The following is a 13303-nucleotide window of genomic DNA, read 5'->3' on the forward strand; positions in this document are numbered from 1 at the left end:
TGATGATCCTCCGTCCACCGGCTGCAGCCCGTGTGGGGCGGCGCCGTGATCGTTGTGTGCTGTGTTCATGGGCGGGAGTGTAGGTTCGGCCCCCACCCGTCTGACACGGCGTGCGACAGACTGCAGATTGAGGGGCCTGAGCAGTGAACCCGTACGACGAACCGGCGGAACTTCGTGGCCGCCGGCGACGCCTCAGATCTTCGGCGTGTCGACCCGCACGTCGCCGCACTGCGCGCGGTGCCGCAGCGCGTGGTCCATCAGCACCAGCGCCAGCATCGCCTCGGCGATCGGCGTGGCGCGGATGCCGACGCACGGGTCGTGGCGCCCATGGGTCTGCACGACGGTCGGCTGCCCCTGCAGGTCGATCGAATCGCGCGGGCTGTGGATCGAGCTGGTCGGCTTGATCGCGATGCTGACCGTGATGTCCTGGCCGGTGCTGATGCCGCCCAGCACGCCGCCGGCGTTGTTGCTGCGGAAGCCCTGCGGCGTCAGTTCGTCGCCATGCTGCGTGCCGCGCTGCGCGACGCTGGCGAAGCCGGCGCCGATCTCGACGCCCTTGACCGCGTTGATGCCCATCATCGCGTAGGCGATGTCGGCATCGAGCTTGTCGAACAGCGGCTCGCCGAGGCCGACCGGCACCTGCGTCGCTTCGACGCGGATGCGTGCGCCGACCGAATCGCCGGACTTGCGCAGCGCGTCCATGTAGGCCTCGAGTTCGGCGATCTTCGACGCATTGGCCGCGAAGAACGGGTTGTCGGGAATGTGCTGGTGGCCTTCGAACGGAATCTCCAGCTCGCCGAGCTGCGTCATCCAGCCGCGGAACGTGGTGCCGTACTGCGCCTTCAGCCATTTGCGCGCCACCGCGCCGGCGCCGACCATCGGCGCGGTCAGGCGGGCCGACGAACGCCCGCCGCCGCGCGGGTCGCGGATGCCGTACTTGTGCCAGTAGGTGTAGTCGGCGTGGCCGGGGCGGAAGGTCTGCAGGATGTTGCCGTAGTCCTTGCTGCGCTGGTCGGTGTTGCGGATCAGCAGGCAGATCGGCGTGCCGGTGGTCTTGCCCTCGTAGACGCCGGAGAGGATCTCGACCGCGTCCGGCTCGTTGCGCTGCGTCACGTGGCGCGAGGTGCCCGGGCGGCGGCGGTCGAGCTCGGGCTGGATGTCGGCCTCGCTGAGCTCCATCCCCGGCGGGCAGCCGTCGATCACGCACCCGATGGCCGGGCCGTGCGACTCGCCGAAGTTGGTAACGCGGAACAGGGTGCCGAGGGTGCTGCCGGACATGGAGGCCTTCTGGACGAGAAACGGGAGACGGGCCGCCGACACATCGTGATGCGAGGACGGCCTTGAAGTTTAAGGGTTCGTCCCCTTTGGAACGCACGGCGAGGCTTCAAGGGGAGAATCGTTGCTCATTCAGCAATGCCGACTTGCCGTATCGGAGGTTTTTCCCGATCAGGGACAACCCTAGCATTCGACCCCAAGACGCAGCACCGGTCGGTGCCTGCCACGCGGTCGGTGTGTGACGTGTGCCTGTGGGACAAGGGGTCTGTCTACTGATCGGAGAAGATTCGAATGAAGTTCACCACCTTTGCCGTCACCGCGGTCGCACTGGCCGCTTCGGCAGCCGCCAACGCGCAAGACGCACAACAATCCACCACCAACGTGACGCTGTACGGCGTCGCCGACGCCTACGTGCAGATCGCCAACGGCGCGGCCAACCTGAGCCGCGTGCAGTCGGGCGGCCTGCAGGGCTCGCGCTTCGGCCTGCGTGTCACTGAAGACCTCGGCGGCGGGCTGCGCGCCCTCGCCGTGCTCGAAAGCGGCATCAACATCGACGACGGCACCAACGGGCAGAACGCCTTCTGGGGTCGCCAGTCGTACGTGGGCATCGGCTCCGCCTCGCTCGGCACGCTGACCCTGGGCCGTCAGTACGGCAGCATCTACAACCTGTCGAGCGACTTCAGCGAGTTCTCGAACGTCTCCACCGGCGCGAGCACGGCGGTGATCGGTGGCTTCGGCGGCTATGAGCCGGTGCGCGGCGGCACCACCTACAGCGCCACCGGCAACGGCGGCCCGGCCCGCGTCAACAACTCGGTCAAGTACGAGTCGCCGACCTTCGCCGGCTTCAAGGCCGGTGCCCTGTGGGGCTTCGGTGAGACCACCGGCTCGACCAACGAGCAGCGCGTCGCCGACGTCTATGCCCGCTACAACGGCTACGGCTTCGATGCGATGGTCTCGTTCGTCGACGACAAGCAGGACCTGACTTCGCAGGACGTGCGCACCACCTCGGGCGCGGTCGGCTACACCTACGGCGACTGGCACGGCACCGCCGGCGTGATCGCGGTCAACGACCGCAGCGCGGTCGATGCCGACGGCCAGGGCTTCTGGGTAGGCGGCGACTACCGCTTCGGCCAGAACCTGGTGCGCGCGCAGTACGTGCAGAACAAGGCCAAGAACGTCAACGAAGGCAAGACGCAAGCCTTCGGCGTCCTCGGTCAAGTACGAGTCGCCGACCTTCGCCGGCTTCAAGGCCGGTGCCCTGTGGGGCTTCGGTGAGACCACCGGCTCGACCAACGAGCAGCGCGTCGCCGACGTCTACGCCCGCTACAGCGGCTACGGCTTCGACGCGATGGTCTCGTTCGTCGACGACAAGCAGGACCTGACTTCGCAGGACGTGCGCACCACCTCGGGCGCGGTCGGCTACACSTAYGGCGACTGGCACGGCACCGCCGGCGTGATCGCGGTCAACGACCGCAGCGCGGTGGACGCTGACGGCCAGGGCTTCTGGGTCGGCGGCGACTACCGCTTCGGCCAGAACCTGGTGCGCGCGCAGTACGTGCAGAACAAGGCCAAGAACGTCAACGAAGGCAAGACGCAAGCCTTCGGCGTCGGCTACCWGTACGACCTGTCSAAGCGCACGGCGCTGTACAGCGCGGTGACNCGCAGTACGTGCAGAACAAGGCCAAGAACGTCAACGAAGGCAAGACGCAAGCCTTCGGCGTCGGCTACCWGTACGACCTGTCSAAGCGCACGGCGCTGTACAGCGCGGTGACCCGCTTCAAGAACGAAGGCGACGGCTACGCCGACCGCTGGGCCAGCGCCGTCCCGGCCGGCCTGACGACTGCCRACGACCGCAACATCACCGAGTTCACCGCCGGCATCCGCCACAGCTTCTGATCTCGCAGTTGACCAGCAAAAAGCCGCTCGAAAGAGCGGCTTTTTTTCGTTCGGCGTTCAGTTCTAGTTCTGCGCTGGCACCTGGTCTTCGACCGGCCAGTCGCGGATGTAGGCCTTCAGCATCCGGTTCTCGAAGTCCTGGCTGTCGACCACCGCCTTCGCGACGTCGTAGAACGAGATCACGCCCATCAGCGTGCGCTGCGTCATCACCGGCATGTAGCGGGCGTGGCGCTCGAGCATCATGCGGCGAACTTCGTCGATCTCGGTCTCGGGCGTGCAGGTGAGCGGATGGTCGTCCATCACGGTGCGCACGATGGTCGTGCCGACCGTGCCGCCGTTGCCGACGATGGCCAGGATGACCTCGCGGAAGGTCAGCATGCCGGCCAGGTCGCCGTGCTCCATCACCACCAGGGACCCGATGTCGCGCTCGGCCATGGTCCGCACGGCATGCGCCAGCGGCTGATCCGGCGACACAGTGAACAGCGTGCCGCCCTTGACACGCAGGATGTCTGCGACTTTCATGGGGTCCTCCTTGGGAATGTGTCGAGGCAATATAGCCCACAATGCCCCGCAACAACATCCCCGGCGACACCCATCAGGTGCCGCCCGGCCCCGAGGAGACTGCATGCCCGGCCCATCCGACCCCGGCTTCGACACGCTCGCGCTGCATGCGGGCGCCGGCCCCGACCCCGCCACCGGTGCCCGCGCGGTGCCGATCCACCTGAGCACCAGCTTCGTCTTCGAGAGCAGCGACCATGCCGCGGCGCTGTTCAACATGGAGCGCTCCGGCCACGTCTACAGCCGCATCTCGAACCCGACCACCGCGGTGCTCGAGGAACGCGTCGCGGCGCTGGAAGGCGGCGCCGGCGCGATCGCGACCGCCAGCGGCCAGGCGGCCCTGCACCTGGCGATCTGCACGCTGGCCGGGGCGGGTTCGCACATCGTCGCGAGCAGCGCGCTGTACGGCGGCTCGCACAACCTGCTGCACTACACGCTGGCGCGCTTCGGCATAGCGACCACGTTCGTGCGCCCCGGCGACATCGACGGCTGGCGCGCCGCGATCCGGCCGACGACCCGGCTGCTGTTCGGCGAGACCGTCGGCAACCCCGGGCTGGACGTGCTCGACATCCCCACCGTCAGCGCGATCGCGCACGGGCACGGGCTGCCGCTGCTGGTCGACTCGACGCTGACCTCGCCGTGGCTGATCCGCCCGTTCGACCATGGGGCCGACCTCGTCTACCACTCGGCCACCAAGTTCCTCAGCGGCCACGGCACGGTGATCGGCGGCGTGCTGGTCGACGGCGGGCAGTTCGACTGGGAAGCCTCCGGTCGGTTTCCGGAACTGACCCGCCCCTACGACGGCTTCCACGGCATGGTGTTCAGCGAGGAAAGCACCGTCGGCGCCTTCCTGCTGCGCGCCCGCCGCGAGGGGCTGCGCGACTTCGGCGCCTGCATGAGCCCGCACACCGCCTGGCTGATCCTGCAGGGCGTCGAGACCTTGTCGCTGCGGATGGAGCGGCACATCGCGAACGCCCGCAAGGTGGTGGCGTTCCTGGCCGCTCACCCGATGGTCGCGCGCGTCGGCCACCCCGACCTGCCGACCCACCCGGACCATGAACTCGCGCAGCGCCTGCTGCCGCGCGGCAGCAGCTCGGTGTTCAGCTTCGACCTGAAGGGCCAGCGCGCGCAGGGCCGCGCCTTCATCGAGGCGCTGAAGGTGTTCTCGCACCTGGCCAACGTCGGCGACTGCCGCTCGCTGGTGATCCACCCGGCGACCACCACGCACTTCCGGATGGACGATGCCGCGCTCGCGCAGGCCGGCATCACGCAGGGCACGATCCGGCTGTCGATCGGGCTGGAAGACGCCGACGACCTGATCGACGACCTGTCGCGTGCGCTGCGGGCCGCGCAGAAGGCGGGGGGCGGCGCATGAAGCTCGACGTGCAGGGCCGCGCGGCCTTCGTCTACACCGGCGGCAAGCCGCTGGATGCCACGCTGCCGGCGCTGGTGTTCGTGCACGGCGCGATGCACGACCACAGCGTCTGGGGGCTGCAGACGCGCTACCTGGCGCACCACCGGCGTGCGGTGCTGGCGCCCGACCTGCCGGGCCACGGCCGCAGCGACGGCCCGGCACCGGCCAGCGTCGAGGCCTGTGCCGACTGGCTGCTCGCGCTACTGGTCGCGGCCGGCATCGAGCGCGCGGCGTTCGTCGGCCACAGCATGGGCTCGCTGATCGCGCTGGAGGCCGCGGCCCGGCTCGGCGAGCACGCGACCGGGCTGGTGCTGCTCGGCCCGGCCTACCCGATGAAGGTGTCCGACACGCTGTTGTCCACCTCGCTGAACGAGCCGCTGAAGGCGATCGACATGGTGAATTCGTTTTCACATGCCGGCCATGCCGCGAAGCCGTCGGCCCCGGCGCCTGGCTTCTCGCTGCATGGCGTGAACCGTGCGCTGATGCGCCGGTTGCAGGCGCAGCACACCGCTGCGGGGCACGGCAACCTGTTCCACCAGGACTTCCGGGTGTGCAACCAGTACGCCGGTGGGCTGGAAGCGGCCGCCCGCGTGCGTTGCGCCAGCCTGATGATCGTCGGCGCGCACGACCAGATGACGCCACCGAAGGCGAGCGCCACGCTGGCCCAGGCGTTGCATGCGAAGGTTCTGCAGTTGCCGGCCGGGCATTCCCTGATGGGAGAGGTGCCCGACGCCGTGTTGAATGCGATCCAGGCCTTCATTCCGGAGGAAGCCCCATGAACAGCAGTACCGTTCATCCCGATCCCGCGTCGATCAAGTCGCTGAAGAGCTTCGCCGAGTTCTATCCGTATTACCTCGGCGAGCATTCGAACCGCACCTGCCGCCGGCTGCATTTCATCGGCTCCAGCCTGTCGCTGCTGTGCCTCGTGACCGGATTGGTGCGCGGCCAGCCGCTGTACTTCCTGTATGCGCTGCTGTGCGGCTACGGCTTCGCGTGGGTCGGGCACTTCGTGTTCGAGAAGAACCGGCCGGCCTCGTTCAAGCGCCCGCTGTACAGCTTCATGGGCGACTGGGTCATGTACAAGGACATCTGGGTCGGCAAGATCCCCTTCTGAGGAAGTCGTCAACAGGACTTCGCCGATGGACGCCAAAGACCTGCCGGTCCTCGAACAGCTCGCGCACATCGAACGGCTGATCGATGCGATCGACCTGCCGATCGGCCGCTGGGACCTGGAACACCGGCTGGTGTTCTGCAACCAGCCCTACCTCAGCTGGGCGCAGCGCAGCCGCGAAGACCTGCTGGGCCACACGCTGGCCGAGCTGTACGGCGATGACGCCTGGGAACGTGCGAGCCCGGCGTTCGCCGAGGCGGCGCAGGGCCGCACCGTCAACTACGAGCGACGGCTGAAGCACGGCTGCCACGCCGGCCGCTGGGCGCGCATCCAGGTGCTGCCGCACCTCGACCCGACCGGCCGCGTCGACGGCATCTTCACGATCGCGATCGACATCCACCAGGACGTGCTGGAACGCGAGGCGCTGGTCGCCGCGCGCCAGCGGCTGGACCGCTTCACCGAGAACATCCCGTTCCCGCTGACGTATGTCGACCGCGACTTCGTGCTGCGCTTCGTCAACAAGGCCTATGTGGAAGCGACCGGCCAGCAGCCGAAGCAGCTGCTGGGCCGGCCGATCGGCGACGTGCGCGGCTCCAAGCGCTGGGCCGAGCACGAGCCGTACTTCGTGCAGGCGCTGGCCGGGCACACGGTGCAGTACGCCCGCATGGTCGACCTGGCGACGCTCGGCCAGCGCTGGATGCGCACCAGCTACGTGCCCGACTTCGACGCCTGCGGCGAGGTGATCGGCGTCTACACCGTGACGGTCGACGTGCACGAGCTGACGATCACGCAGCAGCAGCTGAAACGCAGCGTCGAGCGCGACGCGCTGACCGACGTGCTGAGCCGGCGCACGATGATGGATCGCATCGAGGCAGCGCTGCTCGACGCGGCGCAGCTGCCGGTGGCGCTGTTCTTCGTCGACCTCGACGGCTTCAAGGCGGTCAACGACCGGCTCGGGCACCGCGTCGGCGACGAGCTGCTGGTGGCGGTGGCGCGCGCGCTGCAGGCCTCGGTGCGTGCCGAGGACGCGGTGGGCCGCTTCGGCGGCGACGAGTTCCTGGTGCTGGCGCCGGTGCGCGACGCCGCCGGCGCGCATGCACTCGCGCTGCACATGCTGTCGGCGGTGGCCGGGGTCGACCGGCACGGCATCAGCGCGAGCATCGGCTATGCGCTGGCGCCCGGCGATGCGCAGAACCCGCAGCGGCTGCTGCAGCTGGCGGACGATGCGATGTACTGCGCGAAGCGCCGCGGCAAGCACTGCGTGCTGCACTGCACCTCGTAATCCGGATGCCCATCGGGGCTACGGGTCGCCCGCGATCACGTCCTTCAACACCATGTTGCCGAAATGCGCCCGGTGCCAGAAGCCGCGCAGCGTCGGTGTCGGGTCGAGCAGCACCTGCGCGATCAGCGGCTGCGCCGACGTGGTCGCCGGATCGCACAGCAGCACGTAGCGCGCGTTGCCGTCTTCATCGAGCCGGCCGACCCAGTCGATCGCGACCAGCGTGTCGAGCAGCGGCTCGATCTGCAGCGGGTCGGTGCGCAGCGTCTCCGACAGCTGGGCCGCGCTGATGCCGTGCGTGCTGAGCGCGCGCGCCTGCGCCAGCTCGCGCAGCATGCCGACCGCCAGCTGGAACAGGTAGCCCGGCGTCGACGGCCGGCGGATCACGCGCATCTGCAGGCTTGGCGCATAGGCCGCGACCACCGCGCCCAGCAGCACGATGACCCAGCCGAGGTAGATCCAGATCAGCAGGATCGGCACCGTCGCGAACGCGCCATACAGCGTGGTGTAGGTCGGCACCGAGCTCAGGTACCAGGCCAGCCCCTTCTTCGCGACCTCGAAGCCGGCCGCGACGAACACTCCGCCGGCCGCCGCATGCCGCCAGCGCACCAGCGTGTTCGGCACGTAGTGGAACAGCCCGGCCATCGCCGCCGACAGCAGCGCGAACTCGAGCACGTTCAGCAGGAAGCTGACGCCGCCCGGCATCACGCCGACGACCCCGCGCGAGGCCGAGATCGCATACGACGTGAGCGACAGGCTGACCCCCAGCAGCAGCGGCCCGAGCGTGACGGCGGCCCAGTACACCAGCACGCGCTGCGCGATCGGCCGCGGCTTCGGCACGCGCCAGATCGCGTTCAGCGTGCGGTCGATCGTCAGCATCAGCGCGAGCGCGGTGAACACCAGCACCACCAGGCCGAACGTGCCGAGCCGGTTCGCCTTGCTCGCGAACTGCGTCAGCGCGCCCAGCACCGGCTTCGCGATCGCATCGGGCACCAGGCTCTGCAGGAAGTATTTCTGCAGCGCATCCTGGAAGCTCGAGAACATCGGGAATGCGGTGAACACCGCCAGCATCACGGTGACCAGCGGTACCAGCGAAATCAGCGTCGTGAAGGTCAGGCTGCTGGCCGTCAGCCCGAGGCGGTCTTCGCGGAAGCGCTGGCGCAGCGTGATCAGCGTCTCGAGCCACGGCCAGGTCTGCAGCGTCTGCACCAGGCGCGACAACTGCTCCCGCCATGTCTGCTTCAAGGCATGGGCTTCGGCGGAGGTCGGAAGATTCATCGATGGCATCATAGCCAGCGATGACTGCGCCCCCTGCCCCTTCCGACTCTTCTGCCGCCCCTTCCGTGGCGGCCGCCCCACCCCCCGTCGTGCTGTGGACCCGCGCGCTCGCTGTCGGCAGCGTCGCCGGCCTGATCGTGCTCGGCGTGGCCTGGGAACTGTGGCTCGCGCCGCTGCGGCCGGGGGGCACCTGGCTTGCGCTGAAGGTGCTGCCGCTGGTCTTTGCGCTGGCCGGCCTGCTGCGCCACCGCCTGTACACCTACCGCTGGGTCAGCCTGCTGGTGTGGCTGTATTTCACCGAAGGCGTGGTGCGCGCCGGCAGCGACCGCGGGCTCGGCGCGAGCCTCGGGCTCATCGAGGTGCTGCTGTGCGTGCTGCTGTTCGCCGCCTGCGGGCTGCAGGTGCGCTGGCGGCTCGGGCATGCGAGCCGCCCCGGGGGGGCCGCATGAAGCCGCTGCTGCTCGAAGCGCTGCGCGCGATCGTCGGCCCGGCCAACGTGCTGACCGACGGCGACCTGGCCGGCTACGAACAGGACTGGCGCAAGCGCTACCGCGGCAAGGCCCTGGCCGTCGTGCGACCAGGCTCGACCGACGAGGTCGCCCGGGTGGTGGCCGCGTGCGCGCGGCACGGCACTGCGGTCGTGCCGCAGGGCGGCAACACCGGGCTGGTCGGCGGCGGCGTGCCGGACGACAGCGGCAGCCAGGTGCTGCTGACGCTGTCGCGCATGGACCGCGTGCGCGGCATCGATGCGGCCAACCTGACGATGACGGTCGAAGCCGGCTGCGTGCTGCAGTCGGTGCAGGAAGCGGCCGCGGCCGACGGGCTGCTGTTCCCGCTGAGCCTCGCGGCCGAAGGCAGCTGCACGATCGGCGGCAACCTGGCGACCAATGCCGGCGGCACGCAGGTGCTGCGCTACGGCAATGCGCGCGAGCTGTGCCTGGGGCTGGAAGTCGTCACCGCGCAGGGCGAGGTGTGGCACGGGCTGTCGGGCCTGCGCAAGGACAACACCGGCTACGACCTGCGCGATCTGTTCATCGGCAGCGAGGGCACGCTCGGCATCATCACCGCGGCCACGCTGAAGCTGTACCCGCAGCCCGCCGCCACGCTGACGGCGCTGGCCGCGCTGCCTTCGCTGCCGGCCGCCGTCGCGCTGCTGCAGCTGGCGCAGGCGCGGCTCGGCGCGGGTCTGACCGGTTTCGAGGTGATGGGCGAGTTCGCGCTCGGCCTGGTGCGGCGCCACTACCCGCAGCTGCGCCAGCCGCTGCCGCCGTCGCCGTGGACGGTGCTGCTGGAGCAGTCCGACACCGAGGGCGAGGAACATGCGCGGGCGCTGTTCGAAGGCCTGCTGGAAAGCGCGCTGGAGCAAGGCCTGATCACCGACGCCGCGGTGGCCGAGAGCATCGAGCAGTCGAACGGCTTGTGGCATCTGCGCGAGTCGATTCCGCTGGCGCAGTCGGAGGAAGGACTGAACATCAAGCACGACATCTCGCTGCCGGTGTCGCGCATCGTCGACTTCGTTGCCGCCACCGATGCGGCGCTGCGCGCGGCGCTGCCGGGCGTGCGGCTGGTCAACTTCGGCCACCTGGGCGACGGCAACCTGCACTACAACGTGCAGGCGCCCGAAGGGGGCGATGCGAAGCAGTTCCTGCAGCAGCACGAGGCCGAGGTCAACACGATCGTGTACGACGCGGTGGGGGCGTGCGGTGGGTCGATCTCGGCCGAGCACGGGATCGGGGCCTTGAAGCGCGACGAGCTTGCCGTGCGCAAGTCGCCGGTGGCGCTCGCGTTGATGCGCAGCATCAAGCAGGCGCTGGATCCGGACGGCCTGATGAATCCCGGCAGGGTCGTGTAGGGCCGGCATTGCTGGTGCGGAAGGCGCGTGGGGGGAGGCTGTGGCGCGCCGTCGGGGGCGGTCCTCGGCCCCCTTGGGGGCCGAAGACTGCCCTCCCTATTGGCGCGCCACAGCCTCCCCCCACGCGCCTTCTGCCACCGCCCTGCCTTGGGAAGGTGACAAGCGAACAAGTGAAGGTTGATCCCCGGGTTGCACCCGRGSGCGCCATGCGTGTTTTGTGCGCATCAAGCCACCGCTTCGGCAAAGGCGCGGGCGGGGGGTGTGGGGAGCGCCAATCAGGACGGGGCGCCGGAGCTGCGCAGTTTGATGGCCCCGCGCGCAGCGCGATCGTGGACTGACTGTCGCCGACTGTTTGACCACAACGAACGAAGTGAGTGGAGGGAGTTTCGGCGACGGGCCATCAAACTGCGCAGCGGAGGGGAGTCAGCATCCCGCCAGGGATGATGACCGCCTCGTCCGGCGCGCCCCACACCCCCCGCCCGCGCCTTTGCGCGCGCAGAACCATGCAAGCTCTACTGGAGCCGCCCCTTCGCGGCGGCCGGCAACGGCAGCGGCATCACCTCGATGCCCTCATCGGCCAGTGCCTGGGCATCTTCGCGGCTCGCGCGCCCCCGGATGGCGCGCTCCTCGGCTTCACCGTAGTGCATGCGGCGCGCCTCTTCGGCAAAGCGCTCGCCGACATCGTCGGTGTTCGCCATCACGTGCTGCACCGCCTTCAGCCACATCGCCTGCATCGTGATCGCCTCCGGCGTGGCCGGCAGCGCCGGCTCGGCCGGCGCGGGTGCCGCGGCCTTCGGCTCGCGAGCGCCCGACACGTTCAGGCGCGGTGCGCTCGGCAGCCGGGCGACGGTCTTGTCACCGCACAACGGGCATTCGACCAGCCCGCCATCGAACTGCGACTGGAAATCGGCTTCCGAGCCGAACCAGCCTTCGAAGCGATGGTCTTGCGCGCAGCACAGGTTGAGCACTTTCATGCGCGCATTATCAGCAGACGCGGCCGCCCGCGGGGCCGATCGAGCGATGCCCCGTCGAAGAGCACGCCAATTCCGCAACGATCCAGCGGCCCCCGTGGAACCGGCTCCGCCGGGCCACTGGGGGCGCCCCCTTGAGGGGGAGGCGCGCAGCGCCTCGGGGGTGGGTCAATTCAGGTCGACAGCGCCTTCAGGATCGCCTGCGAGCACAACGCCATCAGGCCGCCCGGCAGGATGCCGAAGACCAGCACCGCCGCGCCGTTCAGCGACAGCACCAGCCGCACATCGCTCGCGGCGACGATCGGCTGCGTGTCGACCGGGTCTTCGAAGTACATCACCTTCACCAGGCGCAGGTAGTAGAACGCGCCCACCAGCGACAGCAACACCGCCAGCACCGCGACGACGATGTAGAAGGTGACGTTGGTCGTGATCAGCGCCTGCAGCACCGCGAGCTTGGCGTAGAAACCCACCGTCGGCGGGATGCCGGCCAGCGAGAACATGAAGATCGCCATCACGCCGGCGTACCACGGGTTGCGCTTGGCCAGGCCCTTCAGGTCGTCGATGTTCTCCGACTCGAACCCCTGGCGCGACAGCAGCATCACGACGCCGAAGGTGCCGAGCGTCGTGAAGACGTAGGTCACCATGTAGAACAGCGCCGAGCTGTAGCCGTTCGACGCCGACAGCGTGTTGCCGGTGATCACGGTGGTCGTGAAACCGAGCAGCATGAAGCCCATCTGCGCGATCGTCGAGTACGCCAGCATCCGCTTCAGGTTGCTCTGCGCGATGGCGGCCAGGTTGCCGAGGAACATCGACGCGATCGCCAGCACCATCATCATCTGCTGCCAGTCGCCGGCCACGCCCGACAGGCCCTCGACCAGCAGCCGGAAGGTCATCGCGAAGGCCGCGAGCTTCGGCGCGCCGGCGATCAGCAGCGTGACCGCCGTCGGCGCGCCGTGGTAGACGTCGGGCAGCCACATGTGGAACGGCACCGCGCCGAGCTTGAACGCGAGGCCGGCGACGATGAACACCAGGCCCAGCGCCAGCACGGTCGGGTTCAGCTGGCCGGTCGCGATCGCGTTGAACACCTTCGGGATGTCGAGCGAGCCGGTCGCGCCGTACATCATCGACAGGCCGTACAGCAGGAAGCCGCTGGCCAGCGCGCCGAGCACGAAGTACTTCATCGCGGCTTCGGTCGACTGCGCATGGTCGCGGCGCATCGCGGTCAGCGCATACAGCGACAGCGACATCAGCTCCAGGCCGAGGTAGATCACCAGGAAGTTGTTGGCCGCCAGCATCACCGAGATGCCGAGCAGCGAGAACAGCGACAGCGTGAACAGCTCGCCCTTCAGCATCTCGCGGCTCTCGGCGTACGGCCGCGCGTAGACCAGCGTCACCATCACCGCCAGCGCCGCAAAGAAGCCCAGCAGGTGGCCGAGCGGGTCGGTCACCATCATGCGCTGCATGCCGTAGACGGTGAAGCCGGCGTCGAAGTACAGCAGGTGCATGACGCCGACCACGGCGAGCGTCGCCTGCGTCAGCCAGTAGGTCGGCGTGCGCTTCGGGTCGGTGACCCACAGGTCGACCATCGCGACCACGCAGGCCATCGCGAGCAGCACCAGTTCCGGGTAGACGGCCAGCCAGTTCATGTCTTTGATCATCATTGCCGCCG

13 protein-coding genes and 2 pseudogenes are annotated in these 13303 nt (G+C 68.9%); 10 read left to right on the forward strand and 5 right to left on the reverse strand.

Annotated elements, in window-relative coordinates; all coding sequences use genetic code 11:
- Positions 1–192: 192 nt before the first annotated feature.
- On the reverse strand, positions 193–1278 hold the full coding sequence (gene aroC, locus ASC98_RS10165) for a chorismate synthase (RefSeq protein ID WP_056807896.1): 1086 nt from the start codon (positions 1276–1278) through the stop codon (positions 193–195).
- 288 nt (positions 1279–1566) lie between these two features.
- On the opposite strand from aroC, the gene ASC98_RS10170 reads away from it, so the two are divergent.
- The 4 genes and pseudogenes from ASC98_RS10170 to ASC98_RS32335 form a co-directional block, all read left to right on the forward strand.
- Positions 1567–2550 (forward strand): porin, encoded by a 984-nt coding sequence (locus tag ASC98_RS10170; RefSeq protein WP_056819920.1) that lies wholly within the window; start codon positions 1567–1569, stop codon positions 2548–2550.
- Positions 2531–2719, forward strand: a pseudogene (locus tag ASC98_RS32325) (hypothetical protein); the annotation flags it as partial. The gene ASC98_RS10170 and the pseudogene ASC98_RS32325, both read left to right, overlap by 20 nt.
- 59 nt (positions 2720–2778) lie before the next feature.
- Positions 2779–2934 (forward strand): hypothetical protein (locus tag ASC98_RS32330; protein WP_369821161.1); only part of this gene is annotated, 156 nt, incomplete at its 3' end.
- Between the two features lies 1 nt (position 2935).
- Positions 2936–3171 (forward strand): annotated as a pseudogene (locus ASC98_RS32335) (porin); the annotation flags it as partial.
- A gap of 63 nt (positions 3172–3234) precedes the next feature.
- Here the strand turns inward: ASC98_RS32335 and ASC98_RS10180 are convergent.
- On the reverse strand, positions 3235–3693 hold the full coding sequence (locus ASC98_RS10180; protein ID WP_056807901.1) for a CBS domain-containing protein: 459 nt from the start codon (positions 3691–3693) through the stop codon (positions 3235–3237).
- A 103-nt stretch (positions 3694–3796) separates the two neighbouring features.
- Here ASC98_RS10180 and ASC98_RS10185 point away from each other — a divergent pair, with 103 nt between their 5' ends.
- The 4 genes from ASC98_RS10185 to ASC98_RS10200 are packed head-to-tail and all read left to right on the forward strand — an operon-like array spanning position 3797 to position 7536.
- The gene (locus ASC98_RS10185) at positions 3797–5104 is read left to right on the forward strand and encodes an O-acetylhomoserine aminocarboxypropyltransferase (protein ID WP_056819925.1); all 1308 of its coding nucleotides are present in this window, start codon (positions 3797–3799) and stop codon (positions 5102–5104) included.
- A complete protein-coding gene (locus ASC98_RS10190; protein ID WP_056807904.1) occupies positions 5101–5922 on the forward strand; it encodes an alpha/beta fold hydrolase in 822 nt (273 codons plus the stop codon). The genes ASC98_RS10185 and ASC98_RS10190 overlap by 4 nt, the downstream gene beginning before the upstream one ends.
- A complete protein-coding gene (locus ASC98_RS10195; protein ID WP_056807906.1) occupies positions 5919–6257 on the forward strand; it encodes an Mpo1-like protein in 339 nt (112 codons plus the stop codon). The genes ASC98_RS10190 and ASC98_RS10195 overlap by 4 nt, the downstream gene beginning before the upstream one ends.
- A gap of 25 nt (positions 6258–6282) precedes the next feature.
- Positions 6283–7536 (forward strand): GGDEF domain-containing protein, encoded by a 1254-nt coding sequence (locus ASC98_RS10200; protein ID WP_056807907.1) that lies wholly within the window; start codon positions 6283–6285, stop codon positions 7534–7536.
- 18 nt (positions 7537–7554) lie between these two features.
- Here the strand turns inward: ASC98_RS10200 and ASC98_RS10205 are convergent, their stop codons facing one another.
- Positions 7555–8811 carry a YihY family inner membrane protein gene (locus tag ASC98_RS10205; protein ID WP_082542355.1) on the reverse strand — a complete coding sequence of 419 codons (1257 nt, stop codon included), beginning with the start codon at positions 8809–8811 and terminating at the stop codon, positions 7555–7557.
- A gap of 20 nt (positions 8812–8831) precedes the next feature.
- On the opposite strand from ASC98_RS10205, the gene ASC98_RS10210 reads away from it, so the two are divergent.
- Together ASC98_RS10210 and ASC98_RS10215 are read left to right on the forward strand one after the other, a co-directional pair.
- Complete coding sequence (locus tag ASC98_RS10210; protein WP_082542333.1) at positions 8832–9260, forward strand: DUF2069 domain-containing protein; 429 nt, start codon at positions 8832–8834, stop codon at positions 9258–9260.
- Positions 9257–10663 carry an FAD-binding oxidoreductase gene (locus ASC98_RS10215; protein ID WP_056807913.1) on the forward strand — a complete coding sequence of 469 codons (1407 nt, stop codon included), beginning with the start codon at positions 9257–9259 and terminating at the stop codon, positions 10661–10663. The genes ASC98_RS10210 and ASC98_RS10215 overlap by 4 nt, the downstream gene beginning before the upstream one ends.
- Positions 10664–11175: 512 nt before the next feature.
- On the opposite strand, the gene ASC98_RS10220 is transcribed toward ASC98_RS10215, so the two are convergent.
- Together ASC98_RS10220 and nuoN are read right to left on the reverse strand one after the other, a co-directional pair.
- Positions 11176–11637 (reverse strand): DUF1178 family protein, encoded by a 462-nt coding sequence (locus ASC98_RS10220; RefSeq protein ID WP_056807915.1) that lies wholly within the window; start codon positions 11635–11637, stop codon positions 11176–11178.
- 170 nt (positions 11638–11807) lie between these two features.
- Positions 11808–13292 carry an NADH-quinone oxidoreductase subunit NuoN gene (gene nuoN, locus ASC98_RS10225; RefSeq protein ID WP_056808106.1) on the reverse strand — a complete coding sequence of 495 codons (1485 nt, stop codon included), beginning with the start codon at positions 13290–13292 and terminating at the stop codon, positions 11808–11810.
- Positions 13293–13303: the final 11 nt, after the last annotated feature.

The organism is Rhizobacter sp. Root1238 (assembly GCF_001425825.1).
Classification (GTDB): Bacteria; Pseudomonadota; Gammaproteobacteria; order Burkholderiales; family Burkholderiaceae_C; genus Rhizobacter.

Bases quoted from the DNA above. Each gene is read 5' to 3' on its own strand.
- ASC98_RS10205 (WP_082542355.1), bottom strand. From the start codon at position 8,811: ATGAATCTTCCGACCTCCGCCGAAGCCCATGCCTTGAAGCAGACATGG.
- ASC98_RS10215 (WP_056807913.1), top strand. From the start codon at position 9,257: ATGAAGCCGCTGCTGCTCGAAGCGCTGCGCGCGATCGTCGGCCCGGCC.
- ASC98_RS10190 (WP_056807904.1), top strand. From the start codon at position 5,101: ATGAAGCTCGACGTGCAGGGCCGCGCGGCCTTCGTCTACACCGGCGGC.
- aroC (WP_056807896.1), bottom strand. From the start codon at position 1,278: ATGTCCGGCAGCACCCTCGGCACCCTGTTCCGCGTTACCAACTTCGGC.
- ASC98_RS10200 (WP_056807907.1), top strand. From the start codon at position 6,283: ATGGACGCCAAAGACCTGCCGGTCCTCGAACAGCTCGCGCACATCGAA.
- ASC98_RS10180 (WP_056807901.1), bottom strand. From the start codon at position 3,693: ATGAAAGTCGCAGACATCCTGCGTGTCAAGGGCGGCACGCTGTTCACT.
- ASC98_RS10170 (WP_056819920.1), top strand. From the start codon at position 1,567: ATGAAGTTCACCACCTTTGCCGTCACCGCGGTCGCACTGGCCGCTTCG.
- nuoN (WP_056808106.1), bottom strand. From the start codon at position 13,292: ATGATCAAAGACATGAACTGGCTGGCCGTCTACCCGGAACTGGTGCTG.
- ASC98_RS10220 (WP_056807915.1), bottom strand. From the start codon at position 11,637: ATGAAAGTGCTCAACCTGTGCTGCGCGCAAGACCATCGCTTCGAAGGC.
- ASC98_RS10185 (WP_056819925.1), top strand. From the start codon at position 3,797: ATGCCCGGCCCATCCGACCCCGGCTTCGACACGCTCGCGCTGCATGCG.
- ASC98_RS10195 (WP_056807906.1), top strand. From the start codon at position 5,919: ATGAACAGCAGTACCGTTCATCCCGATCCCGCGTCGATCAAGTCGCTG.
- ASC98_RS10210 (WP_082542333.1), top strand. From the start codon at position 8,832: ATGACTGCGCCCCCTGCCCCTTCCGACTCTTCTGCCGCCCCTTCCGTG.